Annotated in this window: 14 protein-coding genes; 1 reads left to right on the plus strand and 13 read right to left on the minus strand. The window is 69.3% G+C overall.

Features of this window, described 5'->3' with window-relative positions; translation table 11 throughout:
* Window positions 1-12 precede the first annotated feature (12 nt).
* A complete protein-coding gene (locus ACE3TE_RS00725) occupies window positions 13-951 on the plus strand; it encodes an electron transfer flavoprotein subunit alpha/FixB family protein (protein ID WP_374601268.1) in 939 nt (312 codons plus the stop codon).
* Here ACE3TE_RS00725 and ACE3TE_RS00730 read toward each other — a convergent pair.
* The 13 genes from ACE3TE_RS00730 to ACE3TE_RS00790 form a co-directional block, all read right to left on the minus strand.
* Complete coding sequence (locus ACE3TE_RS00730) at window positions 948-2,042, minus strand: M48 family metallopeptidase (RefSeq protein ID WP_374601269.1); 1,095 nt, start codon at window positions 2,040-2,042, stop codon at window positions 948-950. The genes ACE3TE_RS00725 and ACE3TE_RS00730 overlap by 4 nt on opposite strands.
* A complete protein-coding gene (locus ACE3TE_RS00735; protein ID WP_374601271.1) occupies window positions 2,039-3,184 on the minus strand; it encodes a YjgN family protein in 1,146 nt (381 codons plus the stop codon). The genes ACE3TE_RS00730 and ACE3TE_RS00735 overlap by 4 nt, the downstream gene beginning before the upstream one ends.
* A gap of 123 nt (window positions 3,185-3,307) precedes the next feature.
* Window positions 3,308-3,688, minus strand: a complete 381-nt coding sequence (locus ACE3TE_RS00740; RefSeq protein WP_374601273.1) for a GtrA family protein — start codon at window positions 3,686-3,688, stop codon at window positions 3,308-3,310.
* Window positions 3,689-3,695: 7 nt separating this feature from the next.
* Window positions 3,696-4,331, minus strand: a complete 636-nt coding sequence (locus ACE3TE_RS00745; protein WP_374601275.1) for a CoA transferase subunit B — start codon at window positions 4,329-4,331, stop codon at window positions 3,696-3,698.
* On the minus strand, window positions 4,331-5,044 hold the full coding sequence (locus ACE3TE_RS00750; protein WP_374601277.1) for a CoA transferase subunit A: 714 nt from the start codon (window positions 5,042-5,044) through the stop codon (window positions 4,331-4,333). The genes ACE3TE_RS00745 and ACE3TE_RS00750 overlap by 1 nt, the downstream gene beginning before the upstream one ends.
* A 34-nt stretch (window positions 5,045-5,078) precedes the next feature.
* Window positions 5,079-6,284 carry an acyltransferase family protein gene (locus ACE3TE_RS00755; protein ID WP_374601279.1) on the minus strand — a complete coding sequence of 402 codons (1,206 nt, stop codon included), beginning with the start codon at window positions 6,282-6,284 and terminating at the stop codon, window positions 5,079-5,081.
* Entirely contained in the window at window positions 6,281-7,480 is a 1,200-nt protein-coding gene (locus ACE3TE_RS00760) for a phytanoyl-CoA dioxygenase family protein (RefSeq protein ID WP_374601281.1), read from the minus strand. Before ACE3TE_RS00760 ends, ACE3TE_RS00755 begins: the two co-directional genes overlap by 4 nt.
* 20 nt (window positions 7,481-7,500) lie before the next feature.
* A complete protein-coding gene (locus ACE3TE_RS00765) occupies window positions 7,501-7,632 on the minus strand; it encodes a hypothetical protein (RefSeq protein ID WP_374601283.1) in 132 nt (43 codons plus the stop codon).
* Window positions 7,633-7,661: 29 nt separating this feature from the next.
* Window positions 7,662-8,726, minus strand: coding sequence for a hypothetical protein (locus ACE3TE_RS00770; RefSeq protein WP_374601285.1), 1,065 nt, complete (start codon window positions 8,724-8,726; stop codon window positions 7,662-7,664).
* A complete protein-coding gene (locus tag ACE3TE_RS00775; protein ID WP_374601287.1) occupies window positions 8,723-10,336 on the minus strand; it encodes a glycosyltransferase in 1,614 nt (537 codons plus the stop codon). The genes ACE3TE_RS00770 and ACE3TE_RS00775 overlap by 4 nt, the downstream gene beginning before the upstream one ends.
* Window positions 10,333-11,673: a hypothetical protein gene (locus tag ACE3TE_RS00780; protein ID WP_374601289.1), complete on the minus strand. Its 1,341-nt coding sequence runs from the start codon at window positions 11,671-11,673 to the stop codon at window positions 10,333-10,335. The genes ACE3TE_RS00775 and ACE3TE_RS00780 overlap by 4 nt, the downstream gene beginning before the upstream one ends.
* Window positions 11,674-11,705: 32 nt before the next feature.
* A complete protein-coding gene (locus ACE3TE_RS00785; protein WP_374601290.1) occupies window positions 11,706-12,866 on the minus strand; it encodes a cystathionine gamma-synthase in 1,161 nt (386 codons plus the stop codon).
* A 14-nt stretch (window positions 12,867-12,880) separates the two neighbouring features.
* Window positions 12,881-14,251: a pyridoxal-phosphate dependent enzyme gene (locus ACE3TE_RS00790; protein WP_374601292.1), complete on the minus strand. Its 1,371-nt coding sequence runs from the start codon at window positions 14,249-14,251 to the stop codon at window positions 12,881-12,883.
* Window positions 14,252-14,304 lie beyond the last annotated feature (53 nt).

Below are 14,304 nucleotides of genomic sequence, written 5' to 3' on the forward strand. Positions count from 1 at the left end.
GGAGACCAAAGAATGAGCAAGATCCTGATTGTTGCCGAACACCTCGACGGCAAGCTCAACGCCTCGACCGCGCGCTGCGTCAGCTGCGCCCGGGCCATCGACGGCGCCGAGATCCACGTCGCCGTGCTGTCCGACGCACCCGAAGCCGTCGCCGCCGAAGCCGCGAAGATCGACGGCGTCGCGAAGGTGCTTACGGTCGCCAACCCCGCCAGTGCGCATCCGATCGCCCAGGTGCTGGCGCCGCAGGTCGCGAAGCTGGCCGACGGCTACTCGCACGTGTTCGGCCCCTCCACCACCTTCGGCAAGGACCTGATGCCCTGCGTCGCGGCGCTGCTGGGCGTGGCCCAGGTGTCGGACATCATGGCGGTCGAGTCTTCGCACGTCTTCAAGCGCCCGATCTACGCCGGCAACGCCATCATCACCGTGGAGGCGCCGTCCTCGATGGCCGTGGTGGCCACCGTGCGCACCGCCTCGTGGCCGCAGGCCGGCGAGGGCGGCAGCGCGCCGGTCGAAGCCGCCAGCGTCGACGCCACCCTGCCCGACCACACCCGCTTCGTCGAACTCAAGCAGGGCAAGTCCGACCGCCCCGACCTGCAGGGCGCCGCCAAGGTGATTTCCGGCGGCCGCGCGATGGGTTCGCCGGATGCGTTCAAGATCATCTACTCGCTGGCCGACAAGATGGGCGCCGCCGTCGGCGCCTCGCGCGCGGCGGTGGACGCCGGCTACGTGCCCAACGAACTGCAGGTCGGCCAGACCGGCAAGATCATCGCGCCGGACCTGTACGTCGCGATCGGCATCTCGGGCGCGATCCAGCACCTGACCGGCATCAAGGATGCGGGCACGATCGTCGCGATCAACAAGGATCCGGAGGCACCGATCTTCGAGATCGCCGACATCGGCCTGGTCGGCGACCTGTTCCAGATCGTGCCGGAGCTTGAAAAGGCGCTTTAATCGCCGGACGCTTGTTCCGCGACGGGCGGGTCCTTCGGGGCCCGCCCGTTTTCTTTGCCGGCCTGGTCCTTCTTCGCGGCCGCGCGCGCGGCGTCCATGCGCTCGCCGCTGGGCGGATGCGAAGTGAGGTAACCCACCGGGCCGAGGCCACGATCACTCTCGCCGTCGCCCGACATCCGCCCCATGATCCGGGCGAAGGCCTCGGGCGAATAGCCCCGGTCGGCCAGCAGGCCGAAGGCGAAGGCGTCGGCCTCGCGCTCGTGGCCGCGCGAGAAGCCCTGCTCGACCAGCAGTACCGGCAGCGACACCGACAGCGCACCGGTGCCCGAGACGTCGCCGAACAGGAAACCCACGACCACCAGCATCGCCGACTTCTCAAGCGCCCGGCGCAGGCCGTGGCGGTGTTCGTGGTGGCCGGCTTCGTGCGCCAGCACGGCCAGCAGTTCCTCGTCATCCTGCGCCAGTCCGACCAGCTGGTCGGTCATCACCACCTGGCCGTTGGGCAGCACGAAGGCATTGGGTCCCAGGCCCGGCGCGTGCCGGAAATCCAGGCGCAGGCCGTCGCCGCGCGGCAGCTGGCGGGTCATCTCGCGAAACTGGATTTGCAGCGATTCGCGCCGCGCGGCCGACAGGCGCGTAGGTTCGAGCAGACGGCCATCGAGCAGGGCCAGGCCCTGTTTGGAAATGGTGTTCTCGATCGGCGCCGGCACCAGCGGCGCGACTTCGCGCGCCATCCAGGGCAGGCCCAGCTGGAAGAAGGCCCAGACGCCCACCACCAGCCCCACCGTCGCCGACAGCACGGCGGCACGCCGGCGTTCGAGCCAGTCCACGCCGGCCTCGAAGCGGTTACGCGCCGGCAGCCAGTCGTCGAGCAGCGGCGAGTCCTCCACTTCCAGGTGGCCGCCGTCCGCGAACCGCAGCTGCCGGGCCAGGCGGCCCAGGCGCGGACTCAGCTGCACGCTGCCGGGGTCGAACTCCCGGACCTGATCACCGGCCACCAGTCGCAGGCGGCCCGGCGCGGGTGACTCCAGCCGGGCCGGAAGCCCGCGGCTGCTGCGTCCGTCGTACCAGGTGCCCGGCAGTTCGCTCACAGGCCGATACCGACGTCCAGGTCCAGCGCATCCACGAGCTCCGCGCTCGCGGCGCCCTCGGCGCGTTCGGCCTCGGCGACGAAATCGTCCAGGTCGCCCAGGGCCAGCAGTTCGAAATGCGCGGCGCGATATTTCGCCAACCGCACCATCGCCCAGGGCACGGCCAGGCCCAGGGTGCACAGGATCGCCACGCCGTTGCTCAGGTAGATCCAGATGATGTCGCGCGCCCGCAGCGTGCAGGCGAAGCGATGCGGGCCGAGCCGGGCATTGCCCCACATCAGGTTGGTGTAGCGGGTGCGCAGGAACACCGGCAGCACCAGCAGCGCCAGGTACACCACCGCGACGGGCAGCATCACCGCCAGCATCACGTGGTTGGGCTCGCCGTCGCCGCCGCTGCCCCCGCCGTCGACCAGCAAGGCCCCGGCGAACACCGCCGCCAGCATCACGATATAGCCGATGAAGCCGGCGCCCACGCAGATCGCGAACGGAATGTAATAGGGCCCCAGTTCGCCCTGGAACCCGAACCGCATGCCGCCGAAACGGTGGCCGGTGACGATGTACTCCTGCTGGTGCTTCCTGACCCAGGGCAGCAGCATGTACAGGGTCGGGATCATCAGCAGCGGCCGGAACATGAAGTTCAGGTAGGCCTCGTCCACGCCGTTGACGAAGCGAAAGCGCAGCCCGCGCCAGGCCGAATACCGGGCCCGGAACCGCAGCGCCCGCTGCAGCAGCCAGGGCAGCAGCAGCAGGACGGCGATGACCAGCGGGAAATACACCACCAGGAAGCCGAAGTGCGCGCTGATGCCCATCGCGATGACGACGGCATAGGCAACCAGCCGGCCCTTGAGGATCTGCACCGGCGTGGCCAGGTACTCGAAGGGCGAACCGTCGATGCGCGTGTTGCCGTAGAAATAGCGCTCGGTGCGCACCTTGGCCCAGGCCGAATAGATGCCCAGCGTGAGCAGCGTCAGCACGACGTTGACGATCCAGATGCCGAAGTACTCCCCGACCCGGCCGGTGAATTCCACCGGCAGCCGGCGCGGTTCGTGCGGCGGCGGCTGGGCCGGCCGCGGCGGCAGCGCGGGCGGTTCCGCGGCCTCGGCGGGCGCCGACACCGGCACCAGGACTTCGTCAGCTGGCATGGATTCCCCGGAAAACCCGGCTCCCCTGCCGGCAGGCTGAATTTACCGGGCTCGTCCGGATGAGGCCAGCCGACGAAGGGGACGGGTGCAATTTTCCGAAGGAAAATTGCACCCGTCCCCTGCCTAGCGGTAGATCCAGTACTTCGCGGCAAGAAACCCCAGTCCCGCCAGCGCCGCGTCCACCACCGGCTTGCCCAGCCAGGCAGCGTGCAGGCCGCGCAGCTGGTCCAGCCCCGTCACGGCGAGGGTGCTGATCGCCGTCATGGCCAGCCAGAAAAACACGAAGCGCAACAGGCGTCGGCGGCCGAGGCGCGGCGGCTCACCCGGCCGCGCGAAGGTGAAGCGGCCATTGGCCCAGAACCCGAGGCCGGCGCCGGCGATGCGGCCGGCGAGGTTCGCCGCCGGCACCATCAGGCCCAGCGCCGTCAGCGCGACGAAACAGGCCCAGTCCAGCAGCAGCTGCAGGCCGCCGACCACGCCGAAGCCGACGACCTGGCGGATCATCGCCGGCTCAGGCCGCCGTGCGGAATTCCACGCCGGTCTTGCCGCGCAGTTCCACTTCGGTGACGCCGGGCGCGGTTTCCACCAGCACCAGGCCGTCGGCGGTGACGTCCATCACGGCCAGGTCGGTGATGATGCGGTCCACCACGCCGACGCCGGTCAGCGGCAGCGTGCACTTGGGCAGGATCTTGGGTTCGCCGTTCTTGGTGCAGTGCTCCATCAGCACCACCACGCGCTTGACGCCGGCGACCAGGTCCATCGCGCCGCCCATGCCCTTGACCATCTTGCCGGGCACCATCCAGTTGGCCAGGTCGCCCTGGTCGGTGACTTCCATCGCGCCCAGGATCGCCAGGTCGATGTGGCCGCCGCGGATCATCGCGAAGCTGTCGTGGCTGCCGAAATAGCTGGCGCCGGCGCGGGCGGTGACGGTCTGCTTGCCGGCGTTGATCAGGTCGGCATCGACTTCGTCTTCGCTCGGGAACGGGCCGATGCCCAGCAGGCCGTTTTCCGACTGCAACCAGACGTCGACGCCGTCGGGGATGTGGTTGGCGACCAGGGTCGGCAGGCCGATGCCCAGGTTCACGTAGGCGCCGTCGGTGAGTTCGGCGGCGGCGCGCTGCGCCATTTCATCGCGGGTCCAGGCCATCAGTTCGCTCCTCGCACGGTGCGCTGCTCGATGCGCTTCTCGGGGGTCGGGTTGTGCACGATGCGGTCGACGTAGATACCCGGCAGGTGCACCTGGTCGGGATCGATGTCGCCCACCTCCACCACTTCCTCAACCTCGGCCACGCAGACCTTGCCGGCCATCGCGCAGGCCGGGTTGAAGTTGCGCGCGGTCTTGCGGAACACCAGGTTGCCGGCCTTGTCGGCCTTCCAGGCCTTGACCAGCGACAGGTCGGCGGTGAGCGCGGTTTCGAGCACGTAGTGCTTGCCGTTGAACTCGCGGGTTTCCTTGCCTTCGGCGACCACGGTGCCGTAGCCGGTGGCGGTGAAGAACGCCGGGATGCCGGCGCCGCCGGCGCGCAGGCGCTCGGCCAGGGTGCCCTGCGGATTGAATTCGAGTTCGAGTTCATTGGCCAGGAACTGGCGCGCGAACTCCTTGTTCTCGCCCACGTAGGACGAAATCATCTTGCTGATCTGCCGGGTTTCCAGCAGCTGGCCCAGGCCGAAACCATCGACGCCGGCATTGTTGGAAATCGCGGTCAGGTTCTTCACGCCGGAATCGCGCAGCGCGGCGATGAGGGCCTCGGGAATGCCGCACAGGCCGAAGCCGCCAACCGCCAGCACCTGGCCGTCGGCGACCAGGTCGGCCAGGGCCGTCCGGGCGTCGGGATAGAGTTTGGATTGGGACAGGCTCATGCAAGGCGTCTCTGGCCGATTCGAGCGCCCGATTCTACCAGCCGATGCCCCGCGGCAGCCTGGTACCTTCGTCCGGGGCCGTCGGCTGAAGCCCGTCGGGAGCCGGCGCTGGCTTGCGCCGCTGCAGGTACGGCCTTTCAACGAAGTGCCAGGAGAAGGCTGCCAGCAACAGGGTCCCGGCCAGCGTGGTCAACAGCAGGGGCAGGCCACCGGACATGCCCGCTGCCAGCAAGGTCAGGAGCACCGGAAGGTGCCACAGGTAGATGCCATAGCTGATCTCGCCGAGGTAGCGCAGCGGGCGCGTCAGCCTAACCAGAGTCAACGGCAGGGCCATTGCTGCAACGATGATCGCGCCTAGCGCCACGGCCAGTAGAGTCCGCCAGCCGACCACCATCTCCCAGCGCGGCCAGTAATCACCTCGTGGCCAGAACACCCACATTGCCGCAAAGGTGAGGAACCCGGCGACCCCGAGCCAGCCGGCAAATCGCGCCCAACCTGGGGCCACGGCAGCGGCGAATCGAGGTTTCGCCGTCACCAGCATCGCCAAGAATATGCCCACCGCGAACTCATCCAGGGAACCTGGCAACTGGGTCGTGAAGATGTGCATTTTGTGCGCAGCGGCATCGGCACCGCCCAGTACGAGGAACGTGCCCGCACGCCAAGCCAGCGCCACGCCGATCAGTAGAAGGGCGCTGAGCCAAGGCCGCTGCCGCACGAGCCAGGGACCGAACACCAGCATCAGCAGGTAGAACTGCATCTCCAGCGCCACCGACCAGTTCGGTCCGTTGATCGAGCCGTGTGTGTCCACCGTGAGGTTGTGGAGAAACAGCGCATGCGTCCCGACATGCCAAGCCATCACCTGCCAGCCCTGCAGCAAGAGCCCTGGTTGGACCATAAACAGGAATGCCAGCAGCGTCAGGAAATAGAGGGGCGCGATGCGACGCCAGCGCCTCTCGGCGAAGTCGCGACGAAAGGCACCGGGACTGCCTGCCTTCGAGATGCCGTTGATGACTGCCAGCGCGATCACGAAACCGCTGATCACGAGAAAAAGATCGACACCCAACCAGCCGAGGCGGAACAGCAGCAGCGGTCCCTCCTGCGGAAAGGTCGTCCACTGACCATGCGCGATGACGTGGTACACGAGCACCATCATCGCCGCGAACCCCCGTAGGATCTCTACGCCGGGATAGAAACGCCGGCCCGCCGGCAACTCGGACGCACCCTCCAGGCGGTGCGTCACGCGATTTGGGTCCGGTCGTAGGTATATCCGGCCAGACCGGTTGAGTCGTAGTAAACCAGGCTGCCACGCGCGAAGTTGTGAGTCACGATCGAGCGCCGGCTGAGGGACTTGTCCCGCCGCACGCTGCCCGCGTGCATCAGGTTTTCATGCCAGATGAGCACGCTGCCGGACTTGGGAACGTAGGGCTGCGGCGTGAATCCTGCCGCTTCGACCAGCTCTCCCCAGCGTTTGACCACGGTCTCGCCGAAGCGGCTCCAGTCCCCCTGGACCTTGGGGCACGAGGTGTCCTTCATGTAGACACGCGGGAGGCGATGGCTGCCCGGGTAGACGACCAGTTCGCCGGAACCCGGCTGGACGTCTTCCAGCGCCACCCACACGCCGCACATGTACCCGGCCGGGTACGGCGTAAGGTGGATGGTGTCCTGGTGGGCATCCTGCTGGCTGCCGAAGACATACACCAGCGACTGGCAGGGTTGCGACTGCTCGTCGAAAAGAAGGCCGAGCAGGCGGTGGATCCTTGGCAACAGCCAGATCTCGCGGATGGCGGGGAAGGTCGCGTGCATCTGCTCGAGCCGCGTGCTCTCGCCCCACTGGTAGCCCTGGTAGCCCTCGTCCACGGCCTTGGCGATGTCGGCTTGCGCCCGAGCCACCAGGTCCTCGGGCAGCGCCTCGGGAACCGCGAGGAATCCGTCGCGGACAAAACCACGCAGCAGTTCGGCTTCCTCGGCATCCACCCGACCGGTTTCCTGCAGGTTCGTGATGTGCGCCTCCGCGTCCGGCCTGTCGAACCAGGGCTGCAGCGAGGAGTCGGCATAGTCGTAGCGACCCGCATCACAGGGCCCGGCGAAAGCCAGTGGCACCCGGCCGCGGCGAAGCGTCTCGCGCACGCGTTCGGCAAGCGCGCCCTCATTGGCAACCTGGAAACCGTGGCTGCCGGTGCTCGCCTTGCCATCGTCGGCCTGGACCTGCAGTTCCAGCTTCACGGGGCCGTTGCCCAGCAGATGCGTGTGGATGTTCACCGGCACCTGGGTGGCGTCGGCCGGCAGCGCGGAAAGATCGACCGGATGGGACTGGTCGCCGACCTTCAGGGTGATGCCCTGCAGTCCCGTCGCCGGCCGCATCAGCGTGGCGCGCAGCAGCCCGTGCACACGCCCTGACTGCGACCACTCCACTCCCACCGAACGTCCGAACAACATCGCCTCTGCTCCTACTGGATTCAGCCCCGCAGGGCTCTTGCGAACACCCGCCACAGGCCATCGCGCGCCACGGCGCGCCGGAGGCGCTGCCACTGGCTGTCACGATAGCGACCGTCCACCAGGCTGAGCCGGAGCGAACCCAGGAGTCGCATGAAGCGCGCTCCCGCGTTGCGCAGCCGTCTCAGCCGACGGCTTTTTTTTCGAAATGCTCCGGGAACTCGATCGGCCCCTGGTGGCGCATCCAGTAAAGCAGCGACTGGCCGTGCGCGTCGAACGGATCCGGGTAGGCCGCCTGCAGGTCCACGCGTTCGCGATAGACCCGCCGGTGCCCGACCGGGATCGGCGTGCCGTCGTCGTAGCTGCCGAAGGCCCAGCGCACCTTGCTGGCCGGGTCCTGGTCGTCGAAGCGGGTCTTTTCGCGGTACCAGTCGACCAGCGCCTGCACCGAGGCGTTGCCCGGCGCGTTCTTGCTGGCCATCACCTGGTGGGCGCCGCTGTCGAAGCCGGTGAAGTGGTAGAAGCCCAGCGGCTTGCCGTCGACGGTGAAGCCTTCGTCGGCGCTGCCGGCCAGCTTGCGCGTGGTCAGGTTCCAGGTGGCGACGTTGAAGCGCGGCTCCTTGAGGATGCGCACGTCCTCGAAGAACACCGGCGCAAAGTCCACCCATTTCTGGTCGGTGAACAGGCCGCCGGGAATGTCGGCCACGCAGTAGTGGTAGATGCGGTCGGCCCACCAGGCGGCGAAGCGCTTGCCCTCGTCATTGGCGCGCACGCCGACGAAGCCCAGGTTGAAGATGCCGTGCTTGAGGCTGCAGATCTCGTTGTCCTTGATCGCCTCCATGCCGGTCTCGGGCACGATCTGGTGCGGCGTCAGCGCGACGCTGCCGGTGTCCAGGGTTTCAAGCAGGTCGTCCAGGCGCGAGAACAGCACCATGTCCGGGTCGAAGTAGATCACCCGCTCCACGTCCGGCCGGGCCAGCAGGGTCTTGAGCACGAAGGGCTTGATCGCCGTGGCCAGCTCGACGATGGCGTGGAAGAAGATCCAGCGCCGGCGGTCGGGAATGTCCAGGTCCTCGACCGCGATGACCTCGTCGATCAGGGCCGGGTCGAAGGCGACCTCGGCGCTGCGGCGGTCCGGCAGGGCCAGCACGATCTCGAACTCGGGGTGGAACTTGCGCAGCGATTCGCACAACAGCCTGACCTTGGGCAGGTAGTTGACGGCGGCCGAGGTGAAGACAACGGTTTTCATCGGGATTCCAGGCGGGGGGCCGCGGCGGCGAGGCGCGCGCGCAGCGCGAACAGGGCGTCCAGGGCGGCCCGGGCGTCGATCGCCGGGATTATAGCCCCCCGCGCATAGCCCCTGACCCGCTCGGCCGGCGCCCCCAGGTCGAACACGGCCAGCGGCAGCCCATGCGCCATCAGCTCCGAGGTCACGTAGGAAAACGTCTCGTGCCAGATCGAAGGCAGCAGGCAGACGCCCGTGCGCTCGCGGCGCAGCAGCTCCGGCAGCTCGCCGGCGCGGTAGGGGCCGGTGATGCGCAGCACCGGCGACACCGGCGGATCATCCAGCGTTCCGACAACCACGAGTCGCGCCGGGAGACGCTCGCGTTCGATCAGGACCGCCATCCCGCGCACGATGTCGGCGCCCTTGTAGCGGTTGATCTGGCCCACCACCGCGATCACCAGCGGGTCGGCGAAGTCGGGCTGCACCGGTTCCGGGCGGATGTAGGAGGTGTCGTGCGGCCGCAGGTGCAGGCGGTCCGCCGGCAGCTGCGGGAAGGCTTGGCGCAGCACGTCCAGCGAGGCCTGGGAAAAGGCGACGATTTCATCCGCGCCGGCCAGGACCGCGCCCCAGCGCTGGCGCCAGGCCGGCAGGTCCAGGTCGGGCAGCAGGCCCAGGAAGGGCGCGTCGTTGGCGGGCAGGCAGCGGGCGCAGCGCTCGTAGGCCGGCAGGCCGCAATAGCGGCCGGTGTCGTCGACCAGGGTCCAGGCCGGGCAGGCCGGGTGGTAGTCGTGCAGGTAATAGGTGACGGGCACGCCCTCGGCCTGGCGCGCGGCCACCCAGTCGAGCACCCGCCCCGGGTCGTCGAAGGAGACCAGGCTGTTGAGCACGATGCGTCCGGGCGCGGGCAACGCGTCCAGCGCCGCCGCCAGGCTGCCGTATTCGGCCTCGCGTTCCGGCGCCGCACCGCATTCGCGCAGCTGGTAGGCCTGGGTCGGCAGGTGCGGCGTGAGCAGGCTGACCAAGCGGCCCTCGGCGCGCCAGTGGGCCAGGCACTCGTCGCGGAAATGGTTGGCGCCGCCGCCCATCGCGTGGTCGAACACCACCCAGGGCGCCGGCTGGCCTGCCGGCGTCGGCGTCGTGCGGCTTCGCTGCGCTTCGGCCCGGCGCCGGCGGCCGGCGAGGCGGCGGGCCAGCATGTCCCGCGCGCGCCGCAGCAGGGCGCCAAGGTTGCCGCGTGCCAGCAGCGCCCGCGCCACCAGCCAGCGGCCCCGCCAGGACGACACGGCGCCCTGGCTGCCGAGGTAATGCCCGGGAAAACCCGCCAGCGTCGTCTGCGTGTGGTGGCCGTCGGCGTACTCGACGTCCAGCGAGGCCGCGGCACCCGCAACCGGTCCGCGCAGCCGCGCCTGCACCAGGAAACCGGCGCCCGCGGCGTGCGGGATGTCTGCATAGGCTTCGGCCAGGTCCGGCCGGTGGCCGGAAGGCTGGCAGCGCACGCGGGTTTCGCTGCCGTCGGCGTGCTTCACGACCAGCACGATGCGTCGCGCGGGCCCGCGCGGGTCGAGCCACCAGCCCCAGCCGAACAGCCGGTCCTCGCGCAGGACCAGCGAATCAAACGCGTGCCTGGGGCTCATGGACGCGGCTGGCCCCGCAGCCGCCGGGCCAGCGCGCGCAGCGGCCGGGTGAGGCGCCAGGAGCGCGAGGCCAGCACGCGGGCGTGTTCGGCCTCGAGCGCGGCGTGGCGCGTGCCGAGCGCGGCGTGGCGCGTGCCGAGCTCGGCGAGGCTGGCCTGCAGCGCCTCACGTTCTTCCGCGGACGCGGCCAGCGCCGCCTCCAGCGCGTGAATGGCGGCCATTCGCTCCAGCGACAGCGCCTTGGTGTCCTCAAGCGCGGCATGGACCTCGTCAAGCCGCTGCTCCATGGCCTGCAGGCTGGCCAGGCGTTCCATCGAGAGCGTCTTCGCGTCTTCAAGCGCCGCGTGCACGGCGTCGAGCTTCGCGCCCTGCCCGGCGATCTCGTCCAGCCGCGACAGCGACAGCGCCCGCGCCTCTTCGAGGCCTTGCTCGGCCTCGCCGAGCCGGGCCTGCAGCGCGCCGGCCGCGACGCGGCTGCGGTTCAAGGGCGTGGCCAGGGCAGAGGCCCCGGCCAGCATCGTCTGCACGTGGGCTTCGAGCGATTCCCCCAGCGCGGCCAGCGCCTGGCCCTCGTCCTCGCCGTGGGCGAAGGCCAGGCTGGCGGCGTGCAGCTGCGCGACCCAGCCGGCCAGCCCTTCGCCGCCCGCGGGCGCGGCCAGGCGATGGTGGCGACGACCCGGGTCCAGGTGCGCACGCAGGCCTTCGTGGCCTTCCGGCGCCTGCGGCCAGTCCAGGCCGAGTCGCCGGGCCAGGGCCTCGAGCGTGGGCGCCGGCGCCTCCAGCAGGTCGGTGAAGGCCACCGCCGCACGGATCGCGCCGCGGCTGTCGCGCTCGGCCAGCACCAGGTGCTGGGCCCAGAGCAGGCGCGCATACCAGGCCGGCAGGCCGTCGCGGGCCTGCAGCGAGCGCGCCACTTCATCCGGCGCGCGCAGGCTCAGCACGAAGGCCGGTTCGATGCCCTGCCGCGCCAGCAGCCGGCGCCACAGCGGCAGCAGGCGGCAGGTGCGCGGGTCCTTGAAGGCCCACAGCGCCTGGCCGTCGAAATCGGCGGCGATCCAGGCGGCGAGTTCGTCTTCGGCGGCCCTTGCCGGCTCGCTGTCCAGCCAGCCCTCCGGCAGCGGGCGCAGGTCGTCCCAGCCGCGGCCGAGGGCCAGCAGCAGGCGCTCCTGCACCTGCACGGCGTCCGCGTTTTCGAAATAGCCGGCGGGGTTGTCGGCCTCGGCCGGCACCAGGCGCCGGCCCAGCGGCAGGCCCAGCGCCGCGAGGGCGCCGGCCAGCGCCGAGGTGCCGGCGCGGTGCATGCCGAGCACGATCACCGCGCGCGGCGGCGCGTTCACGCGTCGGGGCCCCGGTGGCTTCGGCGGGCCATTCAGGCCAGCGCCGCCTCGAGTTCGGCCAGCAGGTCCTGCACGTCCTCGACGCCCACGCTCAGGCGCACCAGGTTGTCGGTGACGCCCAGCGCGGCGCGGCGGTCGGCCGGTACCGAGGCGTGGGTCATCACCGCCGGGTGGTTGGCCAGGCTTTCGACGCCGCCCAGGGATTCGGCGCAGGCGAACAGCTCCAGCTTGCCCATGAATTCCTTGGCAGCCTCGAAGCCGCCCTTGAGCCAGACGCTGACCATGCCGCCGGCGCCCTTCATCTGGCGCGCGGCCAGGGCGTGCTGCGGGTGCGACTTCAGGCCCGGGTAGGCGACGCGTTCGACCTTCGGGTGCTTTTCCAGGTATTCGGCGATCGCCTGGGCGTTTTCGCAGTGCGCCTTCATGCGCAGGTGCAGGGTCTTGAGCCCGCGCAGGGCCAGGAAGCTGTCGAAGGGGCCCTGCACGCCGCCGATGGCGTTCTGCAGGTAGGCCATCTTTTCCGCCAGCGCAGTGTCGTCGCCGACCACGGCCATGCCGCCGACGATGTCGGAATGGCCGTTGAGGTACTTGGTGGCCGAGTGCATGACGATGTGCGCGCCCAGCGCCAGCGGCTGCTGCAGCATCGGCGAGCAGAAGGTGTTGTCGACGACGACGATCAGGCCGCGCGCGCGCGCCTTCGCCGCGACGGCTTCGATATCGACGAGCTTGAGGGTCGGATTGGTCGGGGTCTCGATCCAGACCATCTTCGTGTTCGGCTTGATGCCGGCCTCGAAGGCGGCGTCGTCGTTGAGGTCCACCCAGCTGAAGTCCAGGCCGGCGCTGCGCCGGCGCACGCCTTCGAACAGGCGGTAGGTGCCGCCGTAGACGTCGTCCATGCACAGCACGTGGCTGCCGCTGTCGAGCAGCTCGAGGATCGTCGAGGTCGCCGCCAGGCCCGAGGCGAAGGCGAAGCCGCGGCTGCCGCCCTCGAGCGCCGCGACGCAGCGCTCGTAGGCGAAGCGCGTCGGGTTGTGGCTGCGCGAGTACTCGAAGCCCTGGTGCACGCCCGGGCTTTCCTGCACGTAGGTCGAGGTGGCGTAGATCGGCGTCATCACCGCGCCCGTGGACGGGTCGGGCGACTGGCCGGCGTGGATCGCGAGGGTGCCGGGGCGGTGGGTCGGGGCGTGGGGCATGGAAGGTCCTTGGGTTACTGCACCCGGCGGCGCAGGTAGTTGAGCAGGTCGATGCGGGTGATCAGGCCCAGGAAACGCTCGCCGTCGACGACGATGGCCACCTGGCCGCGGTCGAACACCGGCAGCAGCGATTCCATCGGCTCGGTGACCTGCAGCAGGGTGAGCTGGGTGACCATGGCGCTGGCGACGCTGTCCTTGAAGCGCTCCTCCTTGCCGTAGACATGCATCAGCACGTCCGACTCGTCGACGATGCCGACGATCTTCTCGCCCTCCATCACCGGCAGCTGGGAAACGTCGTACATCTTCATGCGCTGGTAGGCGACGTGCAGGGTGTCGTTGGGGCCGACCACCACGGTGTCGCGCTGGGCGTAGGGGCGCAGGATCAGGTCGCGCAGGTCGTCGTGCACCTCGCGTTCGAGGAAGCCGTTGTCGAGCATCCAGTAGTCGTTGTACATCTTCGACAGGTACTTGTTGCCGGTGTCGCAGACGAACACGACCACCTTCTTCGGCTCGGTCTGTTCCTGGCAGTACTTCAGCGCCGCCGCCAGCAGGGTGCCGCTGGAGCTGCCGCCGAGCACGCCTTCCTTCACCAGCAGTTCGCGGCCGGCCAGGAAACTTTCCTTGTCGGAAATGGCATAGGCCTTCTTCACCCGGCTGAAATCGGAGATGTCGGGCAGGAAGTCCTCGCCGATGCCTTCGACCATCCAGCTGCCGGACTTGGTGCTCAGCACGCCTTCGTTGATGTACTGGGTGAGGATGGAGCCGACCGGATCGGCCAGCACCAGCTCGACGTGCGGCGCGGCCTTGGCGAAATACCGCGACAGGCCGGTCATGGTGCCCGAGCTGCCGCAGCCGAAGACGATGGCGTCCATGTCGCCGTCCATCTGCGCCCAGATCTCCGGGCCGGTGCCCTGCTCATGCGCCGCCGGGTTGTCGGGGTTGCCGAACTGGTTGATGAAATAGGCGCCCGGGGTTTCGGCGGCGATGCGCGCGGCCATGTCCTGGTAATAGTCAGGGTGGCCCTTGGCCACGTCCGAACGCGTGAGCACGACCTCGGCGCCCATCGCGCGCAGGTTGAAGATCTTCTCGCGGCTCATCTTGTCGGGCACGACCAGCAGCAGCCTGTAGCCCTTCTGCTGGGCCACCAGGGCCAGACCGATGCCGGTGTTGCCAGCGGTGCCCTCGACGATCAGCGCACCGGGCTTGAGGTCGCCCCGGGCCTCGGCGGCTTCGATCATCCGCAGGCCGATGCGGTCCTTGATGGACCCGCCGGGATTCATGCATTCCAGCTTCAGGTAGAGCTCGCAGACCCCGGTATCGAGGTGCTGGGCCTTGACCATCGGCGTATTGCCGATGAGTTCGAGCACGTTGGCATTTGCCGTCATGGAGGGGAACCGGGCGATTTCGCGGACCCCGATTCTACCGGAGAGCGCGGCGG

It is taken from the genome of Arenimonas sp., from assembly GCF_041919775.1.
In the GTDB taxonomy this organism is placed as follows: Bacteria; Pseudomonadota; Gammaproteobacteria; order Xanthomonadales; family Xanthomonadaceae; genus Arenimonas.